Source organism: Lysinibacillus sp. RC79 (assembly GCF_041262405.1).
GTDB lineage: Bacteria > Bacillota > Bacilli > Bacillales_A > Planococcaceae > Lysinibacillus.
Map to the genome: position 1 here is coordinate 170,207 of NZ_JBGCCD010000005.1, position 24,145 is coordinate 194,351.

The following is a 24,145-nucleotide window of genomic DNA, read 5'->3' on the forward strand; positions in this document are numbered from 1 at the left end:
ACAAAATTCATATTTTAGAGGCCATCTGGGATCGTTAATTAACCGAAAAAGGAGAACGATGTATGATATTAATAAAATGTGGAGAATGCGGCAAATTAATACTAGATAGAGAAATAAGTATTTATAACAATCAAGAAGATAAGTTTTACTGTAATGAAAGCTCGAAAGAAAGGACATAGAAGACATGAACAGTCGACTTCTTATTTTAAAAAATAAAAATAATGGTCAATTGTATTGGGATTTTAACTTCTTTCAGCAGTAGTCTCCCACCTCTATAGGTGGTGAGATGAATGCGGTTTTAAGTCACTTTTCCAAGAATACCACTAGTGGCTTTAGCCTTAGTAGTTGAATCATTTTTCCAAACTGCAATAGCAAAATCTCTACAGTAAAAATATTTTGTCATAAAGAAATTGATAAAAAAGTAAGGATTTTTTCATGTTATACATACCCTAAATGTCATTAAAGAATCGATCTAGTATTAATAAAGGAGGTTTTGAAGATGTTAATGTTCATTGGATTAATAATTACATTTTTGTTGAAAAGAAAAAGATGAATTTAAATAAAGGATGGGGGAGCCTTGTTAATGTAAAAGAGGGTTTATTCGATGCTGATGGATTCTTGGTATTTTTAACTTCCATAATGAAAAAAGCAAACTAGAACAAAGTCTAGTTTGCTATTGCTGTTTTGGCCGTCCTTGTATATCTTTTTTGAACAAGTAATAAACGTATTAATAAAGTAATCGCACCTGTTGTCAGACCTGCAACTAGCCCAATCCAGTAACCAAATGGCCCGAAGTCTGTATGAGTGGCCAGTACATATCCGACAGGCAAGCCGATAATCCAATACGAAATAATGGCCATAATAAAGGTCATGGTAACATCCTTGTAACCTCTCAAAGCTCCTTGAACTGGAGCTTGGATAGCATCAGATAGCTGGAAAATAGCTGCGTATATTAAAAAATGACCGGCGTATTCTAGCACTTTTCCATCAGTCGTATACATATTGGCAACAGGTTCACGAAGGATAAAAAGGATACAAGCCGAAACAAAACTAAATAAAATTGCGATCCCAACACATAAATAGCTATATAGTTTAGCATCGTGCAAACGGCCAGCGCCTATTTCAAAACCTACTAATATCGTAACGCCCATTGAAATGCTAAGAGGTATCATATAAAGCAAAGACTTATAGTTTATAAAACTTTATTCCATTTACATCAATGGGCGTACCATCTTAGATTAAATTCCTTGATATACTTTAGTACTGTCTTTTCACTCATAGATAGTTCTTTAGCAATTTTTCGAGCTCCGATATCAGGTTGTATTGCTAGAATTTTACTAATCTCTTTAACAAGATTTTCCTTGCGTTCTAAGCTTCCTTTCCCAAGTTGAAGGTTTTTATATTGGCCGAACGTTTCTTCGTCTTTTCGAAGCGTGTGAGCCGTGTGAGGGGATATTTTAACTAACTCAGTGAAAGAAATTAACCGACCTTGTTTATGAATAAGCTCTTGTGTTTGATTATATCTCGCACGCTGCGCTTCAAATTTTTCAGCTTCTTGCTTCGCATTTGGAGGATCCAATTTAATTGGCACGTCCCATGGAATACCTTCTGAATAAAGTCTCAGACGCAAAGTTAAAACTTCCTCAGACTCGCAATATGTGGCTTTTTCAAACATGTTATTCAATAATTCCTGAAAATCTTGTTCAGGTGCTAGACCAAGTGAAAGGGCACTAATGGCAAGCGCATCAGGTAGGATGTCTCTATGCTTAATTAGGGCCTCAAATGAGTACTGATTATTTTTTATTAATTTTATCTTTTTAAGATTTGTTTCGTGGTGCTCTGTAAGCATAGAAGTTTCGTTTTCAATATCTTGTTTATTTTTATCAAGGACTTCTTCAGACCATTTACCACTCAAGTACAGACCCAACAACTTATCCAGTTTTTCATGATTATCTTTTATGTTCTGTTCAATTTTCTTCGTTTCTAGCTCCAACTGTCTTAGCTTTTCATCATCTTCAAATTCTAAATCGAAATAACTCTTTACTGACTCTTCACCAGTTAGATATTTCTCAGCAAATGCTAACAATGGAACTCTTATTCTGTCAGTATTAACACTGGGTAAACTAGAGCAGGGGGTTACATAATCATTGGAATGCCTTAAGTAGTGTTTGTACTCACCATCAACGTAACTACCCTTACGGATACTCAAGATGTTCCCACAATCAGCGCAACGTATCTCGATTGATTTGAGAAAATGTGATTCTCCGGATCCTATTTTTGTGTGACGTTGGCCAAGTCTCTCTTGAATTTTTTCAAAAGTTTCTTTTGATCGAAGAGGGGGATAAACATTATCCTCAATAATCGTCTCACCATTGGCAAAAGATTTCTGTAATCGCCCATGATAGGCTGGGTTTCTTAATTTATTTCGAACTTGTGTTGCAGTCCATTTTTTATTTTTTGCTGTTTTACTGATACTGTTTAAATGTGTTGCTATTTTTTGTAACCCCATCTTTTCATCAAGATAAAGTCGGTCTATAAGTGGAATGATCCATGAACGGTTAGGATTAATTGATATCGTTTTAGTTAGAGGATCATAATCATATTCCTCAGGTTGCTTTCCCCACACATTTCCTTCACGTGTATACTGCCGTTGTCCACGACCCATTTTTCCGAGTAAATCCAATCTTGATCTGCGAGCTAGCAAGTTTTTTAAGTCAGAGAAGAATTCATCATCAGCATTGGTTAAATCTGATATATGACCTGGCTCTGCAATTTTTACGTTGTTTTCTCGTAATACACCTTTTAAATATTCCCACTTCATCGTATCTAAACGAGACAGGCGGTCTTGTTCGATACAAAGTACAACATCTACTTGTCCTTTTTCTACGCAGTCTAAAAGAGCAGTGAGGCCATCTTTATCGAGTTTAGTTCCACTATCAACATCTTTAAAAATATCAACAATCTCCCAGCCTTGTTGATTTGCGTATCGAGTTAATTCCAACGTTTGGGCGCTTAAGCTGTAGCGGTCTTCTTGTAACTTAGTGGATACACGAATGTAAATAGCTACTCTTAGTACTTTGGATACTATTAAATCTTTTACTACCAACAATTACACGACCCTTCTGTTAATTTTCTAAAAAATCCCTATGGGAACACTTTACAAACGTTTGTTCCCGTGATACTATTATCTCACAAAGAGTAGGGGAATGCATGTTCTTATTTTTTGGACGCGCTGTTCTGTTTTATCCTCAAAGCTTTAATGTATTCAGTAGCTTTTGCTAGTTCATCAGCAGTAAGTGGCTCACCATCGATTGTAATTTGAGGATCCTTAAAAGTGAGAGCGACATACTCATTTTTGATGGCAGCCGGAGTATCGTCACCAAGAATTCTAGTTGTGTCAATAATCGCATTTTCTCTAATTTTTAAAGCAGCTTGTTCGTTAACATTGTAGAACCAAGCTAGCTTAGCCATAGCCTTAACAGAGGGGAATCTTTTACCTCTTTCATACAAGCTAATTGCTTGTGAGGACATTGCTGTTTGAGAAGCAACATCAGCCAAAGATAATTTTCTGTTTTGACGAAGCTGCAGTAAATAATCTGCAAGAATGGTACTGAATTGTTTTCTAGGCTCTGTTTTCTTATCAGTCATAAGGATACCTCCAGTAAGTTATTTATTTTGATCTTTCATAATGCGGAGTGCACGAATGTACTCAGTTGCTTTTTCTATTTCTTCCTGACTGATTGCTTCACCATCTAGTGAAAGAACAGATGTAAAATCATCATTACCTAAATCGATCGATCCGTAATGTTGAGAAATATCATGTTTCAAACTGCTAATTACACTTTTAAATTGTTCATCAAAGTCTATGTGTTTTCTACTTTCTTCAAAAGCTTCATCAGCTGCTTTTTCTAATACTGCTTGTGTTCTTAAATGATGTAACTGATCGGGATTAATACCAAGAACTGATGCATAGTTATTAATTACTTTTTCAGACGGTATCCTTTTGTTAGATTCATAATAAGTAATTGATTGTTGAGAAACACCCATTTTCTCGGCTAATTCACTTTGGTTGAGTCCTTTTTTCAAACGTTTAGCTTTTAATAACTCACCCATATTTTGGTATTCTTCATTTTCAAAAAAGAAAAAGAACATGTATATTACATCCTTTCAAATTCAATATTGATAGTATTTACAGTATGTTATATTTTTTTTAACTTCAAAAATATGAAGTTTACGCTTGCAATTCCAAAATATACTTGATATAGTAAGAATCACATTACCACAGCGAGTGATAAAATGGGTTTTCAATACCACACTCTGTGATAAAATTTTTTTATACAAACAAGCTCATGGAGGTGTTAACTATGGTACTTGAGAAAAGATTGCGTCTAACTGAATTACGAAAAATTAAAGGGTGGACCCAAAGTGACCTTGCTTCAAAAATGAAGGTTAGTCAGCAAGCGGTTAGTGAATGGGAGAGTGGGAATAAAACTCCTCCTGTAAAAAGAGCAAAACAGCTTGCAGAATTTCTCGATGCTAATATCGAAGAATTTTTATAAGTCTTTTAACCACTTTGAGTGGTATTATTTTTTAAAAAATAAGGAGGTCTAAAACCGCCATGTTTAACAAAGATTTAGCTAAAATGTACGCATACCTACCAATTAAGCTCAGTCAACTTTCCAAAGTAGACCCAAATGCTGCTCTTAGCATCATCCAAGATTGGGGCGATGGAAGAAAAGACATCCGAAAACTCTGGAAAGAGACAATTGATTCACTTGATGCTGCAACATCAGGTAAATCTGCATAGACTATAAACAATATAAACAATATAAACAATATAAACAACAAAATACTGTTTAAAAAATACAACTTTCAGTTGTATACATCCTAACATAAACGAGCGTTTAGATTCAAGCGTAATTATGTATTTTATTAATTAATTTTCTAACCAAAATGATTTCAAATCAAAATAGTTCACTATTCTATTCGAAAGTTAGGTGTACAAATGACAAAATATATGCAATTTATGTCCAAGATGCTTACTGCAAGCGAGATAAATAACATCTCCGCGAAAGTTAAACTACTTAGAAATGAAAGTCGTGAAATTGAAGCAGTGGCAATGATACTTAGGCAAACAAGACCCGAGAATCATAGATTCCAAGTTAAATCTCTTCAATCAAAAATTAGTTAAATAAATTGCGAGACGCTGTTCTCGCTTTGAGAACTTTAAGCATGGTTGTAATTAGAGTTTTCAAAGCGATACCTGACATCGCAGGGCTATCAATAGCTCGCAAGGGAATGGACCAGAAATACCTTGCGCAGAATCTATTAATCAGAGAGGAGAATGCTAGTGATTAATCTAGTAGTAATTCAAAAAAGACAAGCTGTAACAACCTCGCTTCAGGTTTCAGAAACATTTGAGAAACAACATAAGAACGTGATTCAAGTAATTGAAAATTTGGTAGCTGAAAATTCAGCCACGAAAAACATGTTTTATGAAGGCTCTTATGAGAATCGAGGTAAACAGTACAAAATGTATTACATGAACCGCGATGGATTTACGCTTCTGGCAATGGGCTTTAACGGAAGTAAAGCACTTGAGTTCAAACTTAAATACATCGATGCGTTTAACAAAATGGAATCTCAACTGAAACCTGACTTACCAGGTACGTACAAAGAAGCGTTACAAGCACTAATTCAAAAAGAAGAAGAGCGTGAACGCCTTGCACTTGAAAATCAAATGTACCAGCAGCAAATCGCTGATGCAGCACCTAAGCTTAACTATGTAGATATTGTTCTGAAATGTCCAGATCTACTTACAGCGACCCAAGTTGCAGATGATTATGGTATGAGTGCTCGTAAATTTAACTCACTTTTACATGACTTAGGCATTCAATACAAACAATCTGGTCAATGGTTCCTGTATGAGAAGTATAAAGGTCAAGGATACACCAAATCTGAAACTACTCATTTTACTAAGACGAACGGGGACAAAGGTGCAAGTCTTTTAACCAAGTGGACTCAAAAAGGTCGTTTGTTCTTGTATGAGCTATTAAAAGAACACGATATTTTACCAACAATTGAAATAATGGAGGATGATGCATCATGAAATCAACAGGTATCACTCGAAAAGTTGACGAACTGGGACGCGTCGTAATTCCAAAGGAGCTTCGCGATAATTTGGAAATCAAGGAGAAAGATCCACTAGAGATCTTCACGGAAGGTAGCAACATCATCCTACGTAAATTCGAGCCAGTAAGTGAAAGCAAAATTCGCACACAAGTAGAGTTAGAGAAGCTTCTAAGTGAACTAACAACAGAAGAGCAAAAGCGTGTTGTTGAAGATGCTATCAAGCTTTTAAAAGGGTAATAGCTTATGAAAAACGGAAAACGTTTAACTGTTGCCCAACGTAAATTTCTAGAGTCATTGAACCTAAATAGCGAGAAGTGGCTTATCTCAAAATGTACTTCTGAAGAGTGGGAGCTAATGCATCGTTTTACAGGACAAGCCAAAGTAATACCTGCACCTTAAAACTGAATAGGAGGAAAAAGCTTATGAATGATTTACAAATAAACACACAAATTCAGCATTCTGAAGCTAATGGGTTGTATCAGCAAATCGAAGACATCAAACGTCAACGTGCAAATCTAAAAAATCAACAGGACAAGCTTGAAGGTAAATTGTTTGATCACATTCAAAAGCACGGCAAAGTACTAGCTTATAAGAATAACTTGCCTTATGTACTGACTGTAGGAAATGTTACAAAGTCAGTATTGAATAAAAAGGAGCTTGCTGCAGAACTTGAAGTTCCTCAAAAAGATTTGAACACCCAGGGCATTGCTGAACTTGTAGAAGAACAACGGCTCACTAGTGACATGATTCGTTCGGCTACCCATAGTGAATCGGATTTAAAGTTAAAAGCTCGTAAAGCTAGAAAGTCCGATATTGAATTAATCTTTGGAAAGTAGGTGAGAAGATGAATCTAAAACCACCAACAGATATGTTTGGGAAAGAGATTAAAGAGGGCGAAGCTTATTTCGTTGTAAACGACAGAGCAGTCCACCTTGACTCAATGGAAGATTACTTTATTGAGGTATTAGGGGCAACAGTTCATAAACGTAGAAAACCGCTAACTGTTCCAGCAGTTAACGGCAATGACAAATCACACCAATGATTCAGTGCTATTGTAGCACAAAAGGAGAGAAAACAAAAATGAAAATTGAAGTTACTCACGTTATTAAAGCAGATCCACAAGTTATTAGTTTAGTTAGTGCATTCCTTGGAGCATTAGGAGCTCCTTCACAAGATATTAAAACAGCTGATGCTGTTGAATTAGCGAAAACTACAACGCCAATAGCTGAAACTAAAAAAGAAACATCAACCAAAGCAACTAAGCGTACGTATCTTTTCCACGAAGAATCCGGAACAGTGCTTGAAGTAAATAAAGGTGAAGAGTTAGCCAAACACCTTGAGCAAGGCCTAGTGGAAATTTCAAAAGCTGAATTCGATCGTATCCAAGCTGAAAAGCAAGCTCGTATCGATAAAGCAAAAGAGCAAGCTGAAAATAAGGCTACCAATGAAACACCTGAACAAACTAGCGAAACAGAGGACTATGGCATCACAATAGAGATGGTTCGTGCTGAAGCTACTAAACTAACAGCTAAAGGGCGCCAAGCTGACTTCAAAGCAATCCTAACTTCCTTTGATGCTGAAAAACTATCATCTGTGCCTGAAGCTAAGTTCCCTGAACTATTAGCTGTTATTAAGGAAGCTGTAGGTGACGAGTAATGACAGGACACAGTGAACGTGCCCATGCGTTATTAAGTGCATCCGGTTCAAAACGCTGGCTAACATGTACACCTTCAGCAAGAGCAGAGGGGCTGTATATGCAAGAGCTAGCCAATCAAGGTATCAAAGAGCCTGAAAGTGATTTTGCCGAAGAAGGTACACAGGCTCATGAATATAGTGAAATTATTTTAGATCGTGAACTTGGCACTATCACAAAAGCTCAAGCAACTAGACGTATCAATAAGTTTAAGAAGGAGAAGCAGTTTTACGGTCCTGAGATGGAAGAAATGGTCGAAGTCTATACAGATTTCGTTATGGAACGTGTCAATGCTGCAAGACTTGAAACATCTGATGCACTTGTGCTAATTGAACAGCGATTAGACTTTAGTCAATGGGTACCTGATGGATTTGGTACTGGGGACGTACTTATCGTACGAGACGGTGTGTTAGAAATCATCGACTTAAAGTATGGGAAAGGAGTACCAGTAGATGCATATGAAAATCCACAGATGAAGCTATATGCTTTAGGGGCAATCACAGCACATGATGTTCTGTATGACATTCAAGAAGTACACATGACGATTGTACAGCCAAGGCTAGACAGCATTTCAACTTTTGAAATGTCAGCTGAGGATTTATATAAATGGGCCAATGAAGAAGTGAAGCCTAAAGCTGAAATGGCTGATAACGGTGATGGTGATTATGTACCAGGAGAACATTGTAGATTCTGTAAAATAAAATCTTCATGTCGTGCTAGAGCCGATGAAGCATTAGAAACAGCCAAAGCAGAATTTGCTGATGATGGATCTATTGAACTTGATACACCTGAACCAGCAACACTCTCTGATACTGAACTAGCTGAAATCCTATTCGTTGTTGATGACATTGAAAAATGGTGTAAGGACATTAAAGCCTTTGCATTAGACCAAGCGCTTAATGGCACAAGTTATGAAGGATTTAAGCTAGTTGAAGGTCGTAGCAATCGAGCTATTACTGATGAAGCTAAAGCAGTTGAATTGCTACTTGAAAAAGGTGGAGTTAAAGAGGATGACATATATGCTCCTCGTAAACTACAAACAATCACAAACCTAGAAAAGAAAGTCGGCAAAAAAGCATTCGCTGAAATCTTGGAAGGAGTAATTGTAAAACCACCAGGTAAGCCAGTATTAGTTACTGAAGATGATAAGCGCCCAGCTATTCAATCAGCTGAATCAGCTACTAATGATTTTGCTGACGATTTGCTTGATTAATTTGTAAACCGCGGGTTTATAATTTTAGTCGATTAGAAACTGTCGGTTGATGAAAAGAGAGGTGACAAACATGTATACAACAGCAAAAGGCTTAGGTGATCGTAAAAAACTTATCATTCAATTCATTCAAGATTTTAGACAACAAAATACGTATGCACCTACCGTTCGTGAAATTGCAGAAGGTGTCAACCTCTCTTCTGTATCAACTGTACAAAGACATTTAAACGGCTTAGTTGAAAAAGGTTACATCGAAATGGAACAGCAAAAACCTCGTACCATTCGATTAACTGAAAAAGCTCAAGAAGAATTATAGGAGGGTTAACTGATGGGTGAGATTGCAGATTGGCATATCGAGCAGATTACAAGTGGGCGGTGGTCAGTTGGCTCATATCGAACAAATACAAAACCAACATTGGAGGAATTTAAAATGGCAAAACGTGAAGGTACTAAAGTAATTACAAATGAGGCTCGTATGAGCTATGCAAACGTATGGGAACCATCATCAATTGAAGGGAATGAGCCTAAGTATTCTGTTGCGGTTCTTATCCCAAAATCGGATACAGAAACGATTAAGAAAATCAATGAAGCTATTGAAGCTGCTAAACAAGAAGGTAAAGCAAAATGGAACGGTAAAATTCCTGGCAACCTTAAAACGCCACTACGAGACGGTGACGAGGAACGTCCGGATGATGAAACTTATGAAGGGCATTACTTCTTCAACGCAACTTCTAAAAACAAGCCTGGCATCGTGAAAAAAGGTACAGGAGCTGTAGTTGAGATCACGGATGAAGATGAGTTTTACAGCGGTTGCTACGGCAAAGTTTCTGTTAACTTTTACCCATTCAATGCTAACGGAAACCGAGGTATTGCTGCTGGACTACAAAACCTATTCAAAACTCGTGAGGGTGAACGTCTAGCTGGTGGTGCATCTGCTGAGTCAGACTTCGCTGATGAAGTAGATAACGATTTTGATGAGGAAGAGGATTTACTAGATTAAAACTGCATAAGGAAGGTCTATTTTTAGGCCTTCCCTTCTTTATACCTAAAATACCTATTTAATAGGAAGAAATACAAGATTTTAGGTGTAACGAAGGGAAGGAGGAAACAAATTGAAGCTACATCGTAATCGTATTAGAAAAGCAGATGTAAATGAAATAGTAATCGACAACTTTGCTGGTGGTGGAGGAGCAAGTACTGGCTTTGAGATGGCCACAGGAAAAAGTGTAAATATCGCAGTAAACCACGACTTAGCTGCTATCGAGATGCATAAAGCTAACCATCCAGACACTGAGCATTATCAAGAAAATGTATTTGCAGTTAATCCAGTAGAAGCTACAAAAGGTCGACAGATTGGGCTATTTTGGCTTAGTCCTGACTGCACACATCATAGTAAAGCTAAAGGTGGTAAACCTGTGGAGCAACAAATAAGAGCTCTAGCTTGGCTTGCTGTGCAATGGGTAGTTGCACTTCTTAAAACAAATTGTCATCCACGAGTAATTATGTTGGAGAACGTGCCGGAGTTTGCAGATTGGGGACCATTGAAAGATGGAAAGCCAGACAAGGAATTAAAAGGTTCAACTTTTAAAAGCTTCGTTAAAGCACTAGAGGTATTTGGCTATAAAGTTGAGTGGAAAGAGCTTGTGGCGTGTGATTATGGAGCACCAACAAGTAGAAAACGATTCTTCCTAGTTGCTAGATGTGATGACGAGGAAATTGATTGGCCGGAACCTACACACGGAGATCCTGAGAGCTTATCTGTAAAATCGGGAAAATTGAAACCTTGGAGAGTAACTGCTGAAATCTTGGATTGGAGTTTACCTGTTCCAAGCATATTTGACCGTAAAAAACCATTGGTACCGAATACATTAAATCGTATTGAAAAAGGGTTATATAAATTTGTTATTAATTCGGATAAGCCGTACATGGTTAGTGAGGATATTGCCGCATTCCTTATCAGTTACTACACTGAGCGTACTGAAAATGAGGTTAGAGGGTTGTCATTGAATTCACCGTTGCACACGATAACAGCTGGGGGTAATCGCTTTGCAGTTGTCTACGCATTCATGACTAAATACTATGGCCAAAGCACAGCACAGGGATTAAATGAACCACTTCACACTATTACAACGAAAGATCGTTTTGCTCTAACAACTTGTGTTGTAAAAGGTAAGCAAGTCATTGATATTGGACTAAGAATGTTGCAACCACATGAACTGTTTGCTGCTCAAGGTTTCCCAGATAACTATATTAGAACAGGTACTAAAGCAGAGCAGATACGACGAGTTGGAAATAGCGTGCCTCCTCAGTTAGTTGAAGCTTTAGTTAGAGCCAACCTTCCTGAAATGTGTACAGGTCAGTCAAGATTTAAGAAGGAGGCTATCTAATGAAACCAAAGTTTGAAGTAAATCAACGTGTATGGGTTTCAGTCAGAAACACTATAGAACAATCCAAACCTTATGTTACTGAACACATCATTACTCGCATTGAAAAAGGTGGCATCTTTGCTCGACCAGTGAATCACTTACATGAACGACGCTTTCACACTAATACACTAACAAGTAAGCACAAAAACAGTAAGTACGAGTTTAAGCTATGGGCTAGTGTAGAGGACTTCTGGAAAGCTGTAGAGGAGGGGATGTATAGTGGCTAAAGCTAAGAAATATCAATCTTTAGAAGTTGGTCAGCGAGTTTGGATTGAGCCTGTTGAAATGTTTTTACGACAGGACAAGCGCTCAATAGCCGAACATGAAATCATCGAAGTAAATAAGGCAAGTGCTTATGCAATGCGATTAGATTTAATCGAGGAGTATAAAGACAACTTACTGGAAAAAAGGTTCTTAGCAGAGCGTATCAATCAACGCACACGTGAAGTGAAGTCTAATGGTTGGGGTACACATTACCGTTTATGGCTTACAAAAGAAGCGTTTGAAGCTTCCGTACAGCGTCAGAAAGATTTAAAGATAGCTCGGAAGAAAGCACATGAGCTAGTAAGTAAAATGTCACTAGAACAACTTCAGGAGTTTATAGGTGGTGACTCCAATGGCTGAAAGCCCAGCAACAGGAATGTACGGAATTTGGAATACAAAAACTAAAACTTTCATGTTCGGTATTCAAGAAAAGAATCGGTATAAAGTTCATACTGCAGTAAGTAACAAAGTTGGGACAAGAACATATTATCGCAAACCTCATTGGATAGTTAAAGCGATTCGAGAGAGCCATGCTTCGATGTTCTTCAAAGGTTTGAAGTATAAAGAAAGAGGTAGGGTTAATGAAATTAACTTATGAAATACATCATTTCAACCCAAGTAAAGGGCGTATGCAGTATAGTTCTTTTCATTGTTATTCCGTTCAAGATGCTATAGAAAAATTCGAGGCAAAAGAATTTTCAAAAACTAATATTCGAAACATTAAAGTCATTGAAACTCAGTTCATTCCTTTGAATGAACTAATAGAACTTTTGAAGTAAGGAGGAGGTACCAATCAAAACACTCAATATCGACATCGAAACCTATTCAAGTTACGACCTTAAAAAAGTTGGTGTCTACAAGTACTGTGAAGCTCCTGACTTTGACATACTCATCTTTGCTTATTCAATTGATGGGCAACCAACAATAACAGTTGAGCTTGCAAGTGGGGAGACTATCCCACTTGAAGTCATTGAAGCTTTGGTAAGTCCAAAAGTGTTAAAGAAAGCATTTAATGCGCAGTTTGAGCGTGTTGCACTTACTCAGTACCTAGTTAGAAATAGCTATTACTTTGTTGAAGAATATGAGAGTGCATTTTCTAAACAGGGATTCTTAGATCCTAAACAGTGGCGATGTACCATGGTCGATGCAATGAAAGCAGGACTACCAGCAACGTTAAAAAATGCAGCACTAGCACTGGAGCTAGATGAACAAAAAGACAGTGCGGGAACACACCTGATTAATTTCTTCTCGAAACCACGGAAGCCAACTAAAAACGATAAGCGAACGAGGAATATGCCTGAAGATGATTTAGAAAAGTGGAATGCTTTCGTTGACTATTGCCGTCAGGATGTAGAAACCGAAAAAGCTGTAGGGAATGCAGTAGAAAAGTATCTCAACCTTGGCAGTAAATCAGATCGTTTTGAGATGGCACTTTATCACTTGGATCAAGAGATTAATGACCGTGGTGTCCTACTAGATATGAATGTAGTAGATGGGGCACTTGCGATTGATGAAGCTTACAAAGCTATTTTGATGAAAACTGGACAGGAAATCACTAGGCTTGAAAATCCGAACAGCCCTAATAAATTACAAGCGTGGTTCAAAGAGCAAGGCTTAGAGCTTCCGAATCTTCAAAAAGAGACAGTGAAAAAAGCCATTGAAAAAACAGATGGTAATATTCGTACCATGCTTGAAATACGGCAAGAGCTGTCTAAAACAAGTACAGCTAAGTTTGTCACGATGAAGGCTGCAGTATGTTCAGATGGACGTGTGAGAGGTTTATTACAGTTTTACGGTGCAAGTCGTACCGGAAGATGGGCCGGACGTTTGGTACAGGTGCAAAACCTACCACAGAACAAACTATCAGATTTGCATATTGCTCGGGAAATAGTAGAAAATTCTGACTTGGAAACTCTTGAATTGTTATATGACCAAGTACCATTTGTTTTATCTCAATTAATCAGAACAGCCTTTATTCCAGTCGAGAAAAAGACTTTTGCAGTAAGTGACTTCTCAGCTATTGAAGCTCGCGTGATTGCTTGGCTTGCAGGCGAGAAATGGCGATTAGAAGTGTTTAATACACACGGTAAGATTTACGAAGCATCTGCATCACAGATGTTTAAAGTGCCAATTGAAACGATTGATAAGGGCTCACCATTACGCCAAAAAGGTAAGGTCGCAGAGCTAGCTCTTGGCTACCAGGGTGGAGAAAATGCACTTCTCTCAATGGGTGCACTTGATATGGGGATACCGCAAACAGAACTTAAACCGTTGGTTGATGCATGGCGTAAGGCAAACCCAAAAATCAAAAAGCTTTGGTGGGACATTGAAGCCAAAGCAATACGAGCTATCGAAAAACCTGGTGAGGTCATTTCATTTAATAAGGGTATGAAATTCTTTATGCACCATGGTTCTCTAATAATGCAACTGCCAAGTGGACGTAGACTTTGCTACTACAAAGCTAGATTACGTGATCATCAAAAGTTTGAAGGTAAACAAGAAATTGTCTTTTGGGGTGTTGATGGTACTACTAAAGCATGGTGTGAACAATCCACATACGGTGGGAAACTTACCGAGAACGCTGTTCAAGCAATTGCTAGGGACTGCTTAGCAATGTCTATGTTACGCCTAGACAAAGCAGGCTATCCAATTGTAATGCACATTCACGATGAAGCTGTAATGGAATCGGAGGAAGGTACAATCGTAACTATTGAAGAAATCATGGGTCGACCTATCAGCTGGGCTGAAGGACTTCCTTTAGAGGCTGACGGCTTTGAGACACCATTCTATAAAAAGGATTAGGAGGTTTTAAGATGGCTATTGATTATGGACGTGCAGGAGTAAATTGCAGACATTCTCAAATAACAGACAATTATAAGCTTAGTGACTTGATAACAGCTTATAACCAAATTAGTTTCGATGCATCAGCAGATGAAATGAATGCTGCTGTTTTGGGAGCAGAAATAGCAAATCTTGAATTTGCAATCGACAGGGCAATTGATCAAGGAGATAGATATATGTTCCTTGCTCTATCAGGAAAACTGAAACTGCTATTAGCAAAGGCTGGTGAAGTGAATGAAGCTCAATGTGTGGATTAATGAAGAAATAAAAAGCTGTGATGTTGAAATTAGGGACTCTAAGAAATCCATTGAGGAACTTCAAAAGGAGCTGAAAAATTTACAACATGAAAAGCGTGAAATGGGTCGTAAAGATAACACTAATAGTAAATTACACGACAAAGCCGATTCAAGCATATTTTCCTTAAAGGCTAATATTGAAGCTTTGAAATCCAAAATTAGTACTCGTAAATCGGATATTACAGAATACAAAAATCTTGCCAAGACGAAGCCTGTTCGCTTGAAAACAGGTGCAGTGGTTAACTCAAAAATCATCGATGAAATGCTGAAGAAGTTATCAGGCAAGTTTTGGACAATCGAATATACACAGTACCAGGATGGTCTGCAAATCGCTTATATCAATACTCGCACAGGCTCAAAAGGTAGTTTCAAAGTCTACTTTATAGCAGTTATTTCTGAAACTATTGACCTTCCAATATTCGAGAAAGGAGATGTCAAAGAATGCTCGATACACTCATGAAACATGCAAAGTACTTTACGAATTTAGAACATCCAGTGGAAGCAAGTCATGTCGTTCATATTGATGAAAATGGACATCTATTTATGACTAATGCGACTACTGCTGTTCTAGTTAAGAATGCAAGTCCTGAAGAACGTAATTGCACAATTACACTAGATGGTAAGCCTTCTAAAGTGCCTGTTTATGAATACTCCAAGTTCTTTAACTATGAAATATCGGAAACACTCGAGTTAGATGTGAAAGAAATGCTGCTCTTAACTCAAGCGCTGGAGGCAGTGAAAAAGGTTGAAGGTGAGTCACCTCTAGGAACATTTCGATTCGAGACAGAAGGTGACCAATACAAAATATTCTATCAAGGTATTGAGTTTACTAGTACGTATCATCTGATGGATAAGAAGCCTAACCAAAGTGAAGTGAATATTCATTTTGATGTTTCATTACTAGCAAAGACATTCAAGCTGTTGAAAGACTTAGGTTTACAGTCTTGTAAAATGCAGTTTACTGGTAGGCATCGACCGTGTTTTTTTTAGCTCAGATGATGAGTCAATCCAAGTTGCTGTGTTGCCTTGTAGGTCTTATTAGAAAGAAAATGTGCAGAAGGGAATTACTTAAATGAGTGAAAAGGAAATCGATGATCTTGTAACTGAATTACAAAACAATAGTGTAGAATTATACTCTTTTGTTGCAGAAAATGCCTCAGAGGATTTAAGTGATGATGAAATGGATGCATTAGTATCGGATTTAGAAAACGATTATTTAAGTTTACGTGAATTTGTAATTGAAGCTATGGAAGATTAATCATGAGGAACAATCGAAAGTAAATGTTCAGTAGGGGTTAGTGTGTTGTTCTTCCAATGTAAAAACAACCGTTTATACGGTTGTTAAGAATTGCTATTTACTTACTTTAATAATAGTACCTTGATTGATCTTTAATAAGTCTTGAACATTTATTTTAACTAATGAGTTTTCGGAACCACCACCAGTGTATATGTAATCCATATTTGTCACTTTAGGATCAACTAAAAAGTTTGCTTGAAAACCAAAAGAAGGAACTCCACCTGGTGGGAAACCTGTACGTTCAATAATTTCATTTCCATTAGCAAGTCTTGGCTTTTCTATATTTAATGATTTTGCAACACGAGTTGTACTAGCTCTATTATTTCCTTTTACAATAGCTACTATTAATTCATTATTTGAGTCAATCATGCAAATATTTTTTACAAAATCGCTTTCCGAGCCATTAACTGCTTCAGCGGCTTCTTTTACTGAGTGGCAAGATTGATTAAATACAAAGTGTTCAGCTTTTACATTATTAGAGCTTAAAAATTCCTTTACTTTAGTTTCATGCGAATTCATTAAGGTCGCCTCCTAATATTTTTACTTATGTAAATATTAGCACAATAAAGTAAATCTTAAAAACACTACTGAACAATATGAAAGGTTTTGTTCAGAAATGGAGTGGAGAAATATATGAAAAGGACATGTAACGGTTGTCGTGCGTTAGACAATGCACATGGGTATTTCTATTGTGATTTGGGTTATAAAGTTGAACAGAAATGTGTAGAACACGTTTTTAACGTTGGTGCTAAACCTAAAGAAGAATGTCCAAAACCTACAACGTATGATGAATATTTAAAGTTAAAAGGCTACTGAACATTTTGAGCACTAGAAACATATTGTGCAATATAAAAAAACATTGCAACTAAGCAATGCTAAGATCGAGGAATTCTTGACAACTTTACTACATTAAAACCAAAGCCTATCAATCCGCAAATAAAGAAAATATATGCTACTAGAATTGACATATCTTCTAAGTTGTTAGTAAAGATTCTATATCCTCCTAAAGTAAATAATGCCAAACTAAAAACCGAACTAAGTAATGTTTTATTCTTTATAGACAAAAAAACACCTCCAAATAATGGTATGGTTATAGGTTAACATAGATTAAGCTTTTAGTTAACCTATTCTATTTTTCCATTGGAGAGTGTCACAAAAACAAAGAAGTTAATGAACAATTTGAGCAAAGTAATTAATAAAGGGTCACCAGGCTGGGAGGGCGACCCTTAAATCGGAAATGTTAATATCCAGTCATGAATGTAGCGCCGACAATAATTAGAAGTATAAATAGAACAACAATTAAGGCAAATGCAGAACCATTACGATTTCCGCCACCGTAATAGCAACCTTCATTTATGCCACCAATATTTCCACCATAGTATCCCATAAGAAACACCTCCTTTCTACAATATATAATATGTTAGCTGTAGAGAAGGAGTATGGTTGATAAACCATTCAGCTATGGGCATTAAAAAATATATTTTTGTGAGATAAGACCATAAAAAAAGGGCCACTTGGGATGGAGTGACCTTTAGTAAAATAGATTAGGAGGTGTAAGGCTAAATTAGCTTTACCTTACTATTATTATTATGTGATAGCTATGTTTGTATAGTGAATTGCCTGTGAAATAGATTTAAAAATAAAAAAGTCGTAGCGTCGTTACATGCTACAGGAAACTAATGAACAATTAGAGGAAAGATTTTTGCTATAGGAGTTGTTTTTAATGAAGTTGGATTATGGATCAGGAAGACAACCAAAAGAAGGGTTTTTGACATCGGATTTCTGCGGTGCGCCAGGTTATGATTTTTACATCAAAGATTATAAAGTCTTAGGTGCAGAAGATCATAGCTTTGATGTTATACATTGTCGTAATGTAATTCACCATATACCTGAAAAGGATCTTCATTTACTTTTTAGTGAGTTTAATAGATTACTCAAAAAAGATGGACAACTAATCATCTCGGAACCAAGAAAGGAATCCCATCTACAAAATCTTATATTGGACATTATTTGGTACAGATTTTTAGTCTTCGATGACAAGATCATGATACCGAACGAGTATGTGGATTATAAACAATACTTGAGTGATTTTGAAATGATAAGCACGGTTGATGAATACAGCAATGAAATTATTATATGTACAAAAAGAACATATAAGGAGATTCAATATGAAAAATTTACTGAAAATCTTAATCGTTGCCACTCTAGTTTTTGTGTTGCCGGCATGTAATTTGCTAGAGTTTGGGCTTGGTAACTTGAAAGAAGAATTAGTTGGTCGTGACATGTTAATCCAAACGTACGATGAAGATAGCCAAATAATTGATCAAGTACAAGGTAAAAGCATTAGCGTTAATTCTGATGGTGAATTTGCAATTAAAGACTATGAAGGTAAAACAGTTGAAAAGTCTTCAGTACTTAACATTACAGTCGGCGGAAAACAAATGCTTCATGTTGGTAGCAGCTTGTTAGCTTACGAGACTGGGCTCCGAAACTTATTCGATGAGTACAGTCAAAAGGTTGATATTATGAACTTTGATAGGTCGGTACCATTCTTAAATCGTTTAGTAAATGATTTGCAAAACTTGACTACTGGTAAAAGCAAAATTGTTTTAATCCGTTCCCAATCAGGACAACCTCTAGCCACGTTTGCTGGTAGTGATGTGAGTTACTTTGCTACAGATATTGATAAGTATACAGCGTTGCTGATTGACGGCAAATTTCTATTAATCTATCGATGTGATTATTCAATTTATGATACTGAATTACTTCAATAAACGAAGGGATTGAGCTTATGAAGCCATCTATAAAAATCATTCGCAAAGTTGATATTGAACGTCAGTTTAGACACAAGTTAGAACTTGAGCAAGATTACGAGCTTGCTAGTTTGTCACAGGCATTAAAAGACAATGATAACACTGAAATCATTCGTAGTAAGAAGCGCCTTAAAGAGATACATTGTGATCTTGAAGTATTGTCAAAATACAGCTAGAAGGTAGGTGACTATATGGACCGCGAGGAGGCTAAAGCTAAACGGAAAGAATTAGGTTTGCAAGAACGCAGGTTGGTTGAAAAGCATTGCACTAATTGCACTATAAAAGGACAAGATGTAACAGCTTGTGAGGGTTGCCCTATTTTCAACAAAATAACTGGTATCGGAAAAAAGTACATCGCTGTTACTCGAAAGTATCGGAGAGTTAACAAAATTAAAGGTATTGATGATTCTTTAATAGTTCCAGTAGAACCAAGGGTTATGACAACAACTTTGCTTGCTTGGATTGAGTGGAAGAAGGTTGCAAAAGAACACGGTATTAGTAGAGAGACTTTTAGCGCCCGTGTGAAAAAGGGGATGAGTCCTAAGGATGCAGCAACCCGTTCTACTCGGAAGAGATGGTTTACAGATGAACAAATCGCTATTGCGTTGAAAAACGGGTTACCCTACGTAACCATTATTTCTCGGATAAAAAGAGGTTGGTCATTAGAAGATTCCATAACAGTACCAGTAAATAAGAAACCAAGCAAGAGAGGATATTGCTAATGGACACAGTAGAGTTATGCAAGCAAAGGTTATCCTTATTGGCTGAGATTAATAGGCTAACAGATTTAAAGTATGCGGATGATTCAGCATATCGTGCAATCGGATTAAAACTAGAAGAAAACATTATTGCTATTCGATCTTTGCGGGTTCCTTCTGAAACTCCAAAGCCGAAACCAAAAGTACAGTCAGTAAAAACAAAATTACAGGAAAGTAAAGGTGAAAAAATGACTAAGCAATTGTCAGTGGAACTGTACCATGAATTAAAAAAGCTGGGCTTAACAGATAGTGCAATTCGTAAGCAAATAGGGATTGATAACAATAAGCTCTATAAGTTTAAGCAAGAGAATGGCTTGATTCGCGCTTACGAAAAACCAGATAAAAAAGAAAAAGCTGCTCCAACGTTACGAGAAAAAGAGGTCAATGTTCCAAATGCTGATACGGATCGTATTTCTATTCTTGAAAAGGAATTAAGTGATTTTAAAGCACAGCTGAAGGATGCATTGTCTTTCATTGAATCATTAAAAACTGAAAATGCTACACTAAATGAGCAAGTTTGGGGTAATCGTCTTCAAGCGTTGTACGCCAAACAAGCTGAGCTTGAAAACTTTATCGCAGATAAGCACAGTATCGCTATTCATGATTATTTGAATGAACAACAGCTTGCTATCTTAGTAGAACTAGCCGAATCAGCTAATGAGTGGCAAGGCTTTAAGTACTGGAAGCTTAAAAAGGGTGTTGATCGAGAGAAGTTACTTGAAGAAACAGTTGATGTACTTCACTTAATTTTAGCCCGCGGAATTGTTCTTGGTTGGCAAGTTGCAACAGTTAAAGCATACAAGACTGCATCTATAACAACGCAGTACAAATCTCTAATGCAAAAGATTGCAACAGATGAAGAATCTCAGAAAACGTACGCTCTTGCATTCAACATGTACATTGGATTGGTAGAAATGCTGGGTTTCACATGGCAAGAAGTTGAGACAGCTTATGCTAAGAAACATCAAGAGAACATTGATAGACAAAACAATGATTACTAGTTTAATTTCGTTGTTTTTATAAACCGTGGGTTGATAAAAGGGGTTGAATCCATGTACCAAAAAGAATATGACAACCTGTTACTTGATGTAAAACGACTTCGAGAAAAGATTGTACAAATGGATGCTGAATTACAACATTACCGTACCCGTTCATACAAGGGTTACGGTAATGAAGGTATCGAGGCTTATGAAGAGTTTAAGAGACTAGAAAAGCTACGTGCTGAGGTTCGCAATGAGCTTAAACATAAGAACGTACGCATCTCGGAGCTTCAAAGGCTATTGAGACAAGAACGTCAAAGAGAGAATGAAAGACGTTCAAATCTGTTTCTACAACGCTTTAAAGATAATGCCAAATTAATTATTAGTGATGATCAATACGAGCTAATTTTGAAAATGACAATGGACGGTGAAAGAAATGCTTGAACAAATGAAAACTTGGCTAGTTAGTAAGTTCGGAAATAAAAAATCCATAAATCGAAGGTTATCTTCGCTGGTAACAACTGAAGGGGATGCAATCGCAGAGTATAAAGCTATGCTGCTTAACAAGGAGTACAAAATAGCTGAGCTGGAAGGAGTGATTGCATCACTGAAAATAGCTAAAGCTGTTTGTGAAGTAAGAATTGAAGCCTATGAAACCCAACAGTCGAACGGCATTTTAGGGGATATTCAACAACTTTTTGTGAAGCAAACTATTAAAGGTATTCGAAAGTATGGGGACTCGGTTCGAGCTGAAAACCTCACACCTATTGAATGGTGCCAGCATGCACTAGAAGAACAGGCTGATAGCATGGTGTATCTGATGGCTTTGAAAAAGTCTTTAGAGGAGAGTGAAGCTAATGGACTTGAAACAAGCTGAGGCTGTAATTGAACGTCACGAAAATGGCGATATGGTGTACGAGCAGGAGTACATTGATGCTTTGGAAGTGGTAAAAGAACACTTCTCAAAACAGTCTTCATACTGGAAAGCTGAGGCATTGTCAGCTCGTACGGCTTTGAAGTATTCACAGATGTACAGCCGTACAAGTTTACAGGATTGGAAGGAGAATGAGCATTGATTAAGAACCTATTTTGGGCAATAGTTTTCCAAGTTGTGGCTGTAAATTTATCCTACGATATTTACTTGCTATGGGCTTACAATATTTGTTTTGGGAAATTCAATCAAACGATGCTTGGTCTATTCTTTGTAATCGGACTAGCTATAAATGGATTTTCCAGTCTTGCTAGAATATTTGAAAGTTTGAAAGAGGGTACATCTGATGAATAGAATTAGCATACTTTTGACTGCTAAAAATAGCCTGGTAAAAGAAACACAAAAGAAAGAAAAACAAGTAGATAAACTTTCCGACAAACTTCTTCAAATGCACAAAGATGAAGCGAACACTAGTATTAGACAGCGTGCGAAATTAAGGGCTCAACTATCACAAGTACAAGGTTCCAAGAATACTCTCTCAGAAGCCATCAATGAGATTGATAAATGGATTTTAGAAATTAAAAGAGGTGATAGAGTATGACGCTCCTTGCACTAGCTTGTATCGCGTATCTGCTATGCGGATTACTATTTGTTATCGAAGAACTGCATTGGTTCTTTTACTGTTTAGAAGAATTGGATCGTCAAGAAATTGAACGGGTAGAGCATGCATCTGGTATTACACCTTTGAGAGAAGAAAGACTCAGTATTGTGATTGCTGTTTACATGTTTGGTGTACTACTTTGGCCGCTGACTGTACTGAGAGATGATGTGAAGTAGGGAGGAATAAAATTGGGAGGTTCATTTCCAAAGTTATCATATAAGAATTTGATTACCATTAAACATGCGCTACAGCAATATTTGATGCGTGATGATATTACTGAAGATGACGAGAAAAGTGAACAAGCTTTGTTATCAAAAATAAATGATGAAATCGAATTAATGCGTGAACGGTATCGCTTTTGAAAGATATTGTGCAGTAGTGGGCGGACATTGACACACCGAAAAAACCCCAGTTTTTTATACTGGGGAGACGGTTTGTCAGGTTTTATAAATATTATTTTTCTGGGTAATCTACATGCATTGGCGGTGGAACTAACCAACCTTTAGTTTTATTAAGACGTAGTAGTTTAACGCCGAGTTGAGCTTTTGCTGTATGGAATTGACCATACATTAGTCCAATATCTTCTCTAGTTGACATACCCATGACTTGGCTACATGTAACTAGTCCAGCGGCTAGGTCACCTGTTAGGGCAGCGCTAATTTCTGGGTCATTAAATTTCGCACCTGGAGGGATATCCTCAATTCTTGCAACAGGTCTTTCTGGTGGTGCAGGTGGTAGAGCAACACCGTTAGTTTTTAATATTTTTTCTAACTGTTTGGCTTCTTCTCTACATGTATCGATGATATCTTCGATAACTTTTCTTAAATCTTCATCACCTGAATGATTGTAAAACGTTTGATATCCAGCTATTAAGCCGTAATTAACAGTAAGATGTGTCCAGATACTAAACACTTCTCCGTAATGTAATGGTTCGTCTTTAGGGTTTCCACTAAGTATTCCCATACTAGCACTTCCTTTCTTATTTGAGCATTTTCAAACATGGATAGTATGGGTGAAATAAGAAAAATAATTCGTTTGATATACCTTTTTTATAAATTTAAAGAAATATGATGGTGGGATAGCACAGTGCAATAACAACTTGGGGCGATGTATGCAAAGGTTGCTATCCCGTAAAATAAGTGTATGTACTAGTATATAAAAACATTATTACAACTGTAAATATGTGTGAAAAGGATGGGGAAAGAGCCATCTCTTTAAGAAGAAATGGCTAAATAGCAATTTAAGAAAATGGGAATTTTGAGTGATATACTATATTATGCTTAATCTATGAATATATCTAGGTTTTGCCTTAAATAAAAAAATAAGGGTCACTTGAGCAAGAGTGACCCGAAGCCAATAAATTTTAGGTGCAGGGCTAAGTTGATTTGCTTAACACTACTATAATTATGTTGTAATAGAAGGATTTATATGGTGGATTACCCAGGAATTCGAATTGAAAATAAAAAACATAACAGTGAGTTAGTTACAGTATTAAGGTAGTGTGTGTGAAATATTTTTTATGAACAATATGAGGAAATAATTCAACACCTAAAATCAATCTCGATTACCGGTGAAGAACCGATGGTGTCTAAGAAATACGTTCAAAAATTGCGAGAAAGGTGATAAAACTATGAAACCCAAAGTACTAAATACAATAGATACTCGCTCAGAATTGAAAAAGGCAGTTGATGCAATGAAGGCTGACTTAGGGGCTTGGCTAGAACATGCACAAATTACTGCACAAATTACATCAAGTCAATATAAAATCCTAATTAAAGAAGGTTTTACTGAGCAGCAAGCCATGGAGATAATCACAACACAACCTTCTTGGAGGGTGTAAAAA

40 protein-coding genes and 2 pseudogenes are annotated in these 24,145 nt (G+C 36.9%); 35 read left to right on the forward strand and 7 right to left on the reverse strand.

Annotated features, from left to right (window positions below; translation table 11 throughout):
* Positions 1-665: 665 nt before the first annotated feature.
* The 4 genes and pseudogenes from ABH968_RS07170 to ABH968_RS07185 all read right to left on the reverse strand — a co-directional run.
* A pseudogene (locus tag ABH968_RS07170) lies at positions 666-1,196 on the reverse strand (MATE family efflux transporter); the annotation flags it as partial.
* A 20-nt stretch (positions 1,197-1,216) separates the two neighbouring features.
* Positions 1,217-3,109: a recombinase family protein gene (locus ABH968_RS07175; RefSeq protein ID WP_370043323.1), complete on the reverse strand. Its 1,893-nt coding sequence runs from the start codon at positions 3,107-3,109 to the stop codon at positions 1,217-1,219.
* 107 nt (positions 3,110-3,216) lie between these two features.
* Positions 3,217-3,648, reverse strand: coding sequence for a helix-turn-helix domain-containing protein (locus ABH968_RS07180; protein WP_370043324.1), 432 nt, complete (start codon positions 3,646-3,648; stop codon positions 3,217-3,219).
* 18 nt (positions 3,649-3,666) lie between these two features.
* Positions 3,667-4,152 (reverse strand): helix-turn-helix domain-containing protein, encoded by a 486-nt coding sequence (locus ABH968_RS07185; protein WP_370043325.1) that lies wholly within the window; start codon positions 4,150-4,152, stop codon positions 3,667-3,669.
* A gap of 212 nt (positions 4,153-4,364) precedes the next feature.
* Between ABH968_RS07185 and ABH968_RS07190 the strand changes: the two genes are divergently transcribed.
* The 21 genes and pseudogenes from ABH968_RS07190 to ABH968_RS07290 all read left to right on the forward strand — a co-directional run bounded on the left by ABH968_RS07190 (position 4,365) and on the right by ABH968_RS07290 (position 16,120).
* Positions 4,365-4,559 carry a helix-turn-helix transcriptional regulator gene (locus ABH968_RS07190; RefSeq protein ID WP_370043326.1) on the forward strand — a complete coding sequence of 65 codons (195 nt, stop codon included), beginning with the start codon at positions 4,365-4,367 and terminating at the stop codon, positions 4,557-4,559.
* 59 nt (positions 4,560-4,618) lie between these two features.
* Positions 4,619-4,807 (forward strand): hypothetical protein, encoded by a 189-nt coding sequence (locus tag ABH968_RS07195; RefSeq protein WP_370043327.1) that lies wholly within the window; start codon positions 4,619-4,621, stop codon positions 4,805-4,807.
* Between the two features lie 543 nt (positions 4,808-5,350).
* Positions 5,351-6,109 carry a phage antirepressor KilAC domain-containing protein gene (locus ABH968_RS07200; protein ID WP_370043328.1) on the forward strand — a complete coding sequence of 253 codons (759 nt, stop codon included), beginning with the start codon at positions 5,351-5,353 and terminating at the stop codon, positions 6,107-6,109.
* Positions 6,106-6,255: pseudogene (locus tag ABH968_RS07205) on the forward strand (AbrB/MazE/SpoVT family DNA-binding domain-containing protein); the annotation flags it as partial. The gene ABH968_RS07200 and the pseudogene ABH968_RS07205, both read left to right, overlap by 4 nt.
* A gap of 120 nt (positions 6,256-6,375) precedes the next feature.
* Complete coding sequence (locus ABH968_RS07210; protein WP_370043329.1) at positions 6,376-6,531, forward strand: DUF6906 family protein; 156 nt, start codon at positions 6,376-6,378, stop codon at positions 6,529-6,531.
* A 23-nt stretch (positions 6,532-6,554) separates the two neighbouring features.
* Positions 6,555-6,968, forward strand: coding sequence for a hypothetical protein (locus ABH968_RS07215; RefSeq protein ID WP_370043330.1), 414 nt, complete (start codon positions 6,555-6,557; stop codon positions 6,966-6,968).
* An 8-nt stretch (positions 6,969-6,976) separates the two neighbouring features.
* The gene (locus ABH968_RS07220) at positions 6,977-7,174 is read left to right on the forward strand and encodes a YqaI family protein (protein WP_370043331.1); all 198 of its coding nucleotides are present in this window, start codon (positions 6,977-6,979) and stop codon (positions 7,172-7,174) included.
* A gap of 38 nt (positions 7,175-7,212) precedes the next feature.
* Positions 7,213-7,788: a hypothetical protein gene (locus ABH968_RS07225; protein WP_370043332.1), complete on the forward strand. Its 576-nt coding sequence runs from the start codon at positions 7,213-7,215 to the stop codon at positions 7,786-7,788.
* Positions 7,788-9,038, forward strand: coding sequence for a DUF2800 domain-containing protein (locus tag ABH968_RS07230; protein ID WP_370043333.1), 1,251 nt, complete (start codon positions 7,788-7,790; stop codon positions 9,036-9,038). The genes ABH968_RS07225 and ABH968_RS07230 overlap by 1 nt, the downstream gene beginning before the upstream one ends.
* Positions 9,039-9,108: 70 nt before the next feature.
* Positions 9,109-9,351 (forward strand): LexA family protein, encoded by a 243-nt coding sequence (locus ABH968_RS07235; RefSeq protein WP_370043334.1) that lies wholly within the window; start codon positions 9,109-9,111, stop codon positions 9,349-9,351.
* Positions 9,352-9,465: 114 nt separating this feature from the next.
* Complete coding sequence (locus ABH968_RS07240; RefSeq protein WP_370043426.1) at positions 9,466-10,035, forward strand: DUF2815 family protein; 570 nt, start codon at positions 9,466-9,468, stop codon at positions 10,033-10,035.
* 112 nt (positions 10,036-10,147) lie between these two features.
* The gene (locus tag ABH968_RS07245) at positions 10,148-11,422 is read left to right on the forward strand and encodes a DNA cytosine methyltransferase (RefSeq protein WP_370043335.1); all 1,275 of its coding nucleotides are present in this window, start codon (positions 10,148-10,150) and stop codon (positions 11,420-11,422) included.
* Entirely contained in the window at positions 11,422-11,688 is a 267-nt protein-coding gene (locus ABH968_RS07250) for a hypothetical protein (RefSeq protein ID WP_370043336.1), read from the forward strand. The genes ABH968_RS07245 and ABH968_RS07250 overlap by 1 nt, the downstream gene beginning before the upstream one ends.
* Positions 11,681-12,085 carry a hypothetical protein gene (locus ABH968_RS07255; protein ID WP_370043337.1) on the forward strand — a complete coding sequence of 135 codons (405 nt, stop codon included), beginning with the start codon at positions 11,681-11,683 and terminating at the stop codon, positions 12,083-12,085. Before ABH968_RS07250 ends, ABH968_RS07255 begins: the two co-directional genes overlap by 8 nt.
* Entirely contained in the window at positions 12,078-12,323 is a 246-nt protein-coding gene (locus ABH968_RS07260; protein ID WP_370043338.1) for a hypothetical protein, read from the forward strand. Before ABH968_RS07255 ends, ABH968_RS07260 begins: the two co-directional genes overlap by 8 nt.
* The gene (locus ABH968_RS07265; RefSeq protein WP_370043339.1) at positions 12,307-12,504 is read left to right on the forward strand and encodes a hypothetical protein; all 198 of its coding nucleotides are present in this window, start codon (positions 12,307-12,309) and stop codon (positions 12,502-12,504) included. Before ABH968_RS07260 ends, ABH968_RS07265 begins: the two co-directional genes overlap by 17 nt.
* Positions 12,505-12,703: 199 nt before the next feature.
* On the forward strand, positions 12,704-14,527 hold the full coding sequence (locus ABH968_RS07270) for a DNA polymerase (RefSeq protein ID WP_483308119.1): 1,824 nt from the start codon (positions 12,704-12,706) through the stop codon (positions 14,525-14,527).
* An 11-nt stretch (positions 14,528-14,538) separates the two neighbouring features.
* Positions 14,539-14,823: a hypothetical protein gene (locus tag ABH968_RS07275; RefSeq protein ID WP_370043340.1), complete on the forward strand. Its 285-nt coding sequence runs from the start codon at positions 14,539-14,541 to the stop codon at positions 14,821-14,823.
* Positions 14,801-15,322: a coiled-coil domain-containing protein gene (locus tag ABH968_RS07280; protein ID WP_370043341.1), complete on the forward strand. Its 522-nt coding sequence runs from the start codon at positions 14,801-14,803 to the stop codon at positions 15,320-15,322. The genes ABH968_RS07275 and ABH968_RS07280 overlap by 23 nt, the downstream gene beginning before the upstream one ends.
* The gene (locus tag ABH968_RS07285) at positions 15,304-15,852 is read left to right on the forward strand and encodes a hypothetical protein (RefSeq protein WP_370043342.1); all 549 of its coding nucleotides are present in this window, start codon (positions 15,304-15,306) and stop codon (positions 15,850-15,852) included. The genes ABH968_RS07280 and ABH968_RS07285 overlap by 19 nt, the downstream gene beginning before the upstream one ends.
* An 82-nt stretch (positions 15,853-15,934) precedes the next feature.
* On the forward strand, positions 15,935-16,120 hold the full coding sequence (locus tag ABH968_RS07290) for a hypothetical protein (protein WP_370043343.1): 186 nt from the start codon (positions 15,935-15,937) through the stop codon (positions 16,118-16,120).
* Positions 16,121-16,213: 93 nt separating this feature from the next.
* Here ABH968_RS07290 and ABH968_RS07295 read toward each other — a convergent pair whose 3' ends face one another.
* Positions 16,214-16,678: an aminoacyl-tRNA deacylase gene (locus ABH968_RS07295; RefSeq protein ID WP_370043344.1), complete on the reverse strand. Its 465-nt coding sequence runs from the start codon at positions 16,676-16,678 to the stop codon at positions 16,214-16,216.
* Between the two features lie 114 nt (positions 16,679-16,792).
* On the opposite strand from ABH968_RS07295, the gene ABH968_RS07300 reads away from it, so the two are divergent.
* Entirely contained in the window at positions 16,793-16,975 is a 183-nt protein-coding gene (locus tag ABH968_RS07300; RefSeq protein ID WP_370043345.1) for a hypothetical protein, read from the forward strand.
* Between the two features lie 424 nt (positions 16,976-17,399).
* Here ABH968_RS07300 and ABH968_RS07305 read toward each other — a convergent pair whose 3' ends face one another.
* Positions 17,400-17,546, reverse strand: a complete 147-nt coding sequence (locus ABH968_RS07305; RefSeq protein WP_370043346.1) for a YjcZ family sporulation protein — start codon at positions 17,544-17,546, stop codon at positions 17,400-17,402.
* Positions 17,547-17,882: 336 nt separating this feature from the next.
* Between ABH968_RS07305 and ABH968_RS07310 the strand changes: the two genes are divergently transcribed.
* Genes ABH968_RS07310 through ABH968_RS07365 form a run of 12 tightly spaced genes read left to right on the forward strand, consistent with a single transcriptional unit; the run spans position 17,883 to position 22,664 of the window.
* On the forward strand, positions 17,883-18,389 hold the full coding sequence (locus ABH968_RS07310; protein ID WP_370043347.1) for a class I SAM-dependent methyltransferase: 507 nt from the start codon (positions 17,883-17,885) through the stop codon (positions 18,387-18,389).
* The gene (locus ABH968_RS07315) at positions 18,328-18,933 is read left to right on the forward strand and encodes a DUF5052 family protein (RefSeq protein ID WP_370043348.1); all 606 of its coding nucleotides are present in this window, start codon (positions 18,328-18,330) and stop codon (positions 18,931-18,933) included. The genes ABH968_RS07310 and ABH968_RS07315 overlap by 62 nt, the downstream gene beginning before the upstream one ends.
* A gap of 17 nt (positions 18,934-18,950) precedes the next feature.
* Positions 18,951-19,148 carry a hypothetical protein gene (locus ABH968_RS07320; protein WP_370043349.1) on the forward strand — a complete coding sequence of 66 codons (198 nt, stop codon included), beginning with the start codon at positions 18,951-18,953 and terminating at the stop codon, positions 19,146-19,148.
* Between the two features lie 15 nt (positions 19,149-19,163).
* Entirely contained in the window at positions 19,164-19,694 is a 531-nt protein-coding gene (locus ABH968_RS07325) for a hypothetical protein (RefSeq protein WP_370043350.1), read from the forward strand.
* Positions 19,694-20,731, forward strand: a complete 1,038-nt coding sequence (locus tag ABH968_RS07330; RefSeq protein ID WP_370043351.1) for a dUTP diphosphatase — start codon at positions 19,694-19,696, stop codon at positions 20,729-20,731. Before ABH968_RS07325 ends, ABH968_RS07330 begins: the two co-directional genes overlap by 1 nt.
* 51 nt (positions 20,732-20,782) lie before the next feature.
* Positions 20,783-21,154, forward strand: coding sequence for a hypothetical protein (locus tag ABH968_RS07335; RefSeq protein ID WP_370043352.1), 372 nt, complete (start codon positions 20,783-20,785; stop codon positions 21,152-21,154).
* Positions 21,147-21,587, forward strand: a complete 441-nt coding sequence (locus ABH968_RS07340; RefSeq protein WP_370043353.1) for a hypothetical protein — start codon at positions 21,147-21,149, stop codon at positions 21,585-21,587. Before ABH968_RS07335 ends, ABH968_RS07340 begins: the two co-directional genes overlap by 8 nt.
* Positions 21,568-21,786 (forward strand): hypothetical protein, encoded by a 219-nt coding sequence (locus ABH968_RS07345; protein WP_370043354.1) that lies wholly within the window; start codon positions 21,568-21,570, stop codon positions 21,784-21,786. Before ABH968_RS07340 ends, ABH968_RS07345 begins: the two co-directional genes overlap by 20 nt.
* A complete protein-coding gene (locus ABH968_RS07350; RefSeq protein WP_370043355.1) occupies positions 21,783-21,995 on the forward strand; it encodes a hypothetical protein in 213 nt (70 codons plus the stop codon). Before ABH968_RS07345 ends, ABH968_RS07350 begins: the two co-directional genes overlap by 4 nt.
* The gene (locus ABH968_RS07355) at positions 21,988-22,242 is read left to right on the forward strand and encodes a hypothetical protein (protein ID WP_370043356.1); all 255 of its coding nucleotides are present in this window, start codon (positions 21,988-21,990) and stop codon (positions 22,240-22,242) included. The genes ABH968_RS07350 and ABH968_RS07355 overlap by 8 nt, the downstream gene beginning before the upstream one ends.
* Positions 22,239-22,478 carry a hypothetical protein gene (locus ABH968_RS07360; protein WP_370043357.1) on the forward strand — a complete coding sequence of 80 codons (240 nt, stop codon included), beginning with the start codon at positions 22,239-22,241 and terminating at the stop codon, positions 22,476-22,478. The genes ABH968_RS07355 and ABH968_RS07360 overlap by 4 nt, the downstream gene beginning before the upstream one ends.
* 12 nt (positions 22,479-22,490) lie before the next feature.
* Positions 22,491-22,664, forward strand: a complete 174-nt coding sequence (locus ABH968_RS07365; RefSeq protein ID WP_370043358.1) for a DNA strand exchange inhibitor protein — start codon at positions 22,491-22,493, stop codon at positions 22,662-22,664.
* Between the two features lie 91 nt (positions 22,665-22,755).
* Here ABH968_RS07365 and ABH968_RS07370 read toward each other — a convergent pair whose 3' ends face one another.
* The gene (locus tag ABH968_RS07370; RefSeq protein WP_370043359.1) at positions 22,756-23,265 is read right to left on the reverse strand and encodes a DUF3231 family protein; all 510 of its coding nucleotides are present in this window, start codon (positions 23,263-23,265) and stop codon (positions 22,756-22,758) included.
* Positions 23,266-23,932: 667 nt separating this feature from the next.
* Between ABH968_RS07370 and ABH968_RS07375 the strand changes: the two genes are divergently transcribed.
* Entirely contained in the window at positions 23,933-24,142 is a 210-nt protein-coding gene (locus tag ABH968_RS07375; RefSeq protein ID WP_370043360.1) for a hypothetical protein, read from the forward strand.
* Positions 24,143-24,145: the final 3 nt, after the last annotated feature.

Excerpts from the sequence above, each read along its gene's own strand:
- ABH968_RS07310 (WP_370043347.1), top strand. The coding sequence starts at position 17,883 with ATGAAGTTGGATTATGGATCAGGAAGACAACCAAAAGAAGGGTTTTTG.
- ABH968_RS07375 (WP_370043360.1), top strand. The coding sequence starts at position 23,933 with ATGAAACCCAAAGTACTAAATACAATAGATACTCGCTCAGAATTGAAA.
- ABH968_RS07225 (WP_370043332.1), top strand. The coding sequence starts at position 7,213 with ATGAAAATTGAAGTTACTCACGTTATTAAAGCAGATCCACAAGTTATT.
- ABH968_RS07215 (WP_370043330.1), top strand. The coding sequence starts at position 6,555 with ATGAATGATTTACAAATAAACACACAAATTCAGCATTCTGAAGCTAAT.
- ABH968_RS07220 (WP_370043331.1), top strand. The coding sequence starts at position 6,977 with ATGAATCTAAAACCACCAACAGATATGTTTGGGAAAGAGATTAAAGAG.
- ABH968_RS07300 (WP_370043345.1), top strand. The coding sequence starts at position 16,793 with ATGAAAAGGACATGTAACGGTTGTCGTGCGTTAGACAATGCACATGGG.
- ABH968_RS07290 (WP_370043343.1), top strand. The coding sequence starts at position 15,935 with ATGAGTGAAAAGGAAATCGATGATCTTGTAACTGAATTACAAAACAAT.
- ABH968_RS07210 (WP_370043329.1), top strand. The coding sequence starts at position 6,376 with ATGAAAAACGGAAAACGTTTAACTGTTGCCCAACGTAAATTTCTAGAG.
- ABH968_RS07360 (WP_370043357.1), top strand. The coding sequence starts at position 22,239 with ATGACGCTCCTTGCACTAGCTTGTATCGCGTATCTGCTATGCGGATTA.
- ABH968_RS07275 (WP_370043340.1), top strand. The coding sequence starts at position 14,539 with ATGGCTATTGATTATGGACGTGCAGGAGTAAATTGCAGACATTCTCAA.
- ABH968_RS07265 (WP_370043339.1), top strand. The coding sequence starts at position 12,307 with ATGAAATTAACTTATGAAATACATCATTTCAACCCAAGTAAAGGGCGT.
- ABH968_RS07240 (WP_370043426.1), top strand. The coding sequence starts at position 9,466 with ATGGCAAAACGTGAAGGTACTAAAGTAATTACAAATGAGGCTCGTATG.
- ABH968_RS07315 (WP_370043348.1), top strand. The coding sequence starts at position 18,328 with ATGAAAAATTTACTGAAAATCTTAATCGTTGCCACTCTAGTTTTTGTG.
- ABH968_RS07230 (WP_370043333.1), top strand. The coding sequence starts at position 7,788 with ATGACAGGACACAGTGAACGTGCCCATGCGTTATTAAGTGCATCCGGT.
- ABH968_RS07250 (WP_370043336.1), top strand. The coding sequence starts at position 11,422 with ATGAAACCAAAGTTTGAAGTAAATCAACGTGTATGGGTTTCAGTCAGA.
- ABH968_RS07340 (WP_370043353.1), top strand. The coding sequence starts at position 21,147 with ATGCTTGAACAAATGAAAACTTGGCTAGTTAGTAAGTTCGGAAATAAA.
- ABH968_RS07305 (WP_370043346.1), bottom strand. The coding sequence starts at position 17,546 with ATGGGATACTATGGTGGAAATATTGGTGGCATAAATGAAGGTTGCTAT.
- ABH968_RS07355 (WP_370043356.1), top strand. The coding sequence starts at position 21,988 with ATGAATAGAATTAGCATACTTTTGACTGCTAAAAATAGCCTGGTAAAA.
- ABH968_RS07235 (WP_370043334.1), top strand. The coding sequence starts at position 9,109 with ATGTATACAACAGCAAAAGGCTTAGGTGATCGTAAAAAACTTATCATT.
- ABH968_RS07345 (WP_370043354.1), top strand. The coding sequence starts at position 21,568 with ATGGACTTGAAACAAGCTGAGGCTGTAATTGAACGTCACGAAAATGGC.
- ABH968_RS07285 (WP_370043342.1), top strand. The coding sequence starts at position 15,304 with ATGCTCGATACACTCATGAAACATGCAAAGTACTTTACGAATTTAGAA.
- ABH968_RS07280 (WP_370043341.1), top strand. The coding sequence starts at position 14,801 with ATGAAGCTCAATGTGTGGATTAATGAAGAAATAAAAAGCTGTGATGTT.
- ABH968_RS07180 (WP_370043324.1), bottom strand. The coding sequence starts at position 3,648 with ATGACTGATAAGAAAACAGAGCCTAGAAAACAATTCAGTACCATTCTT.
- ABH968_RS07330 (WP_370043351.1), top strand. The coding sequence starts at position 19,694 with ATGGACACAGTAGAGTTATGCAAGCAAAGGTTATCCTTATTGGCTGAG.
- ABH968_RS07195 (WP_370043327.1), top strand. The coding sequence starts at position 4,619 with ATGTTTAACAAAGATTTAGCTAAAATGTACGCATACCTACCAATTAAG.
- ABH968_RS07295 (WP_370043344.1), bottom strand. The coding sequence starts at position 16,678 with ATGAATTCGCATGAAACTAAAGTAAAGGAATTTTTAAGCTCTAATAAT.
- ABH968_RS07190 (WP_370043326.1), top strand. The coding sequence starts at position 4,365 with ATGGTACTTGAGAAAAGATTGCGTCTAACTGAATTACGAAAAATTAAA.
- ABH968_RS07370 (WP_370043359.1), bottom strand. The coding sequence starts at position 23,265 with ATGGGAATACTTAGTGGAAACCCTAAAGACGAACCATTACATTACGGA.
- ABH968_RS07335 (WP_370043352.1), top strand. The coding sequence starts at position 20,783 with ATGTACCAAAAAGAATATGACAACCTGTTACTTGATGTAAAACGACTT.
- ABH968_RS07185 (WP_370043325.1), bottom strand. The coding sequence starts at position 4,152 with ATGTTCTTTTTCTTTTTTGAAAATGAAGAATACCAAAATATGGGTGAG.
- ABH968_RS07260 (WP_370043338.1), top strand. The coding sequence starts at position 12,078 with ATGGCTGAAAGCCCAGCAACAGGAATGTACGGAATTTGGAATACAAAA.
- ABH968_RS07325 (WP_370043350.1), top strand. The coding sequence starts at position 19,164 with ATGGACCGCGAGGAGGCTAAAGCTAAACGGAAAGAATTAGGTTTGCAA.
- ABH968_RS07320 (WP_370043349.1), top strand. The coding sequence starts at position 18,951 with ATGAAGCCATCTATAAAAATCATTCGCAAAGTTGATATTGAACGTCAG.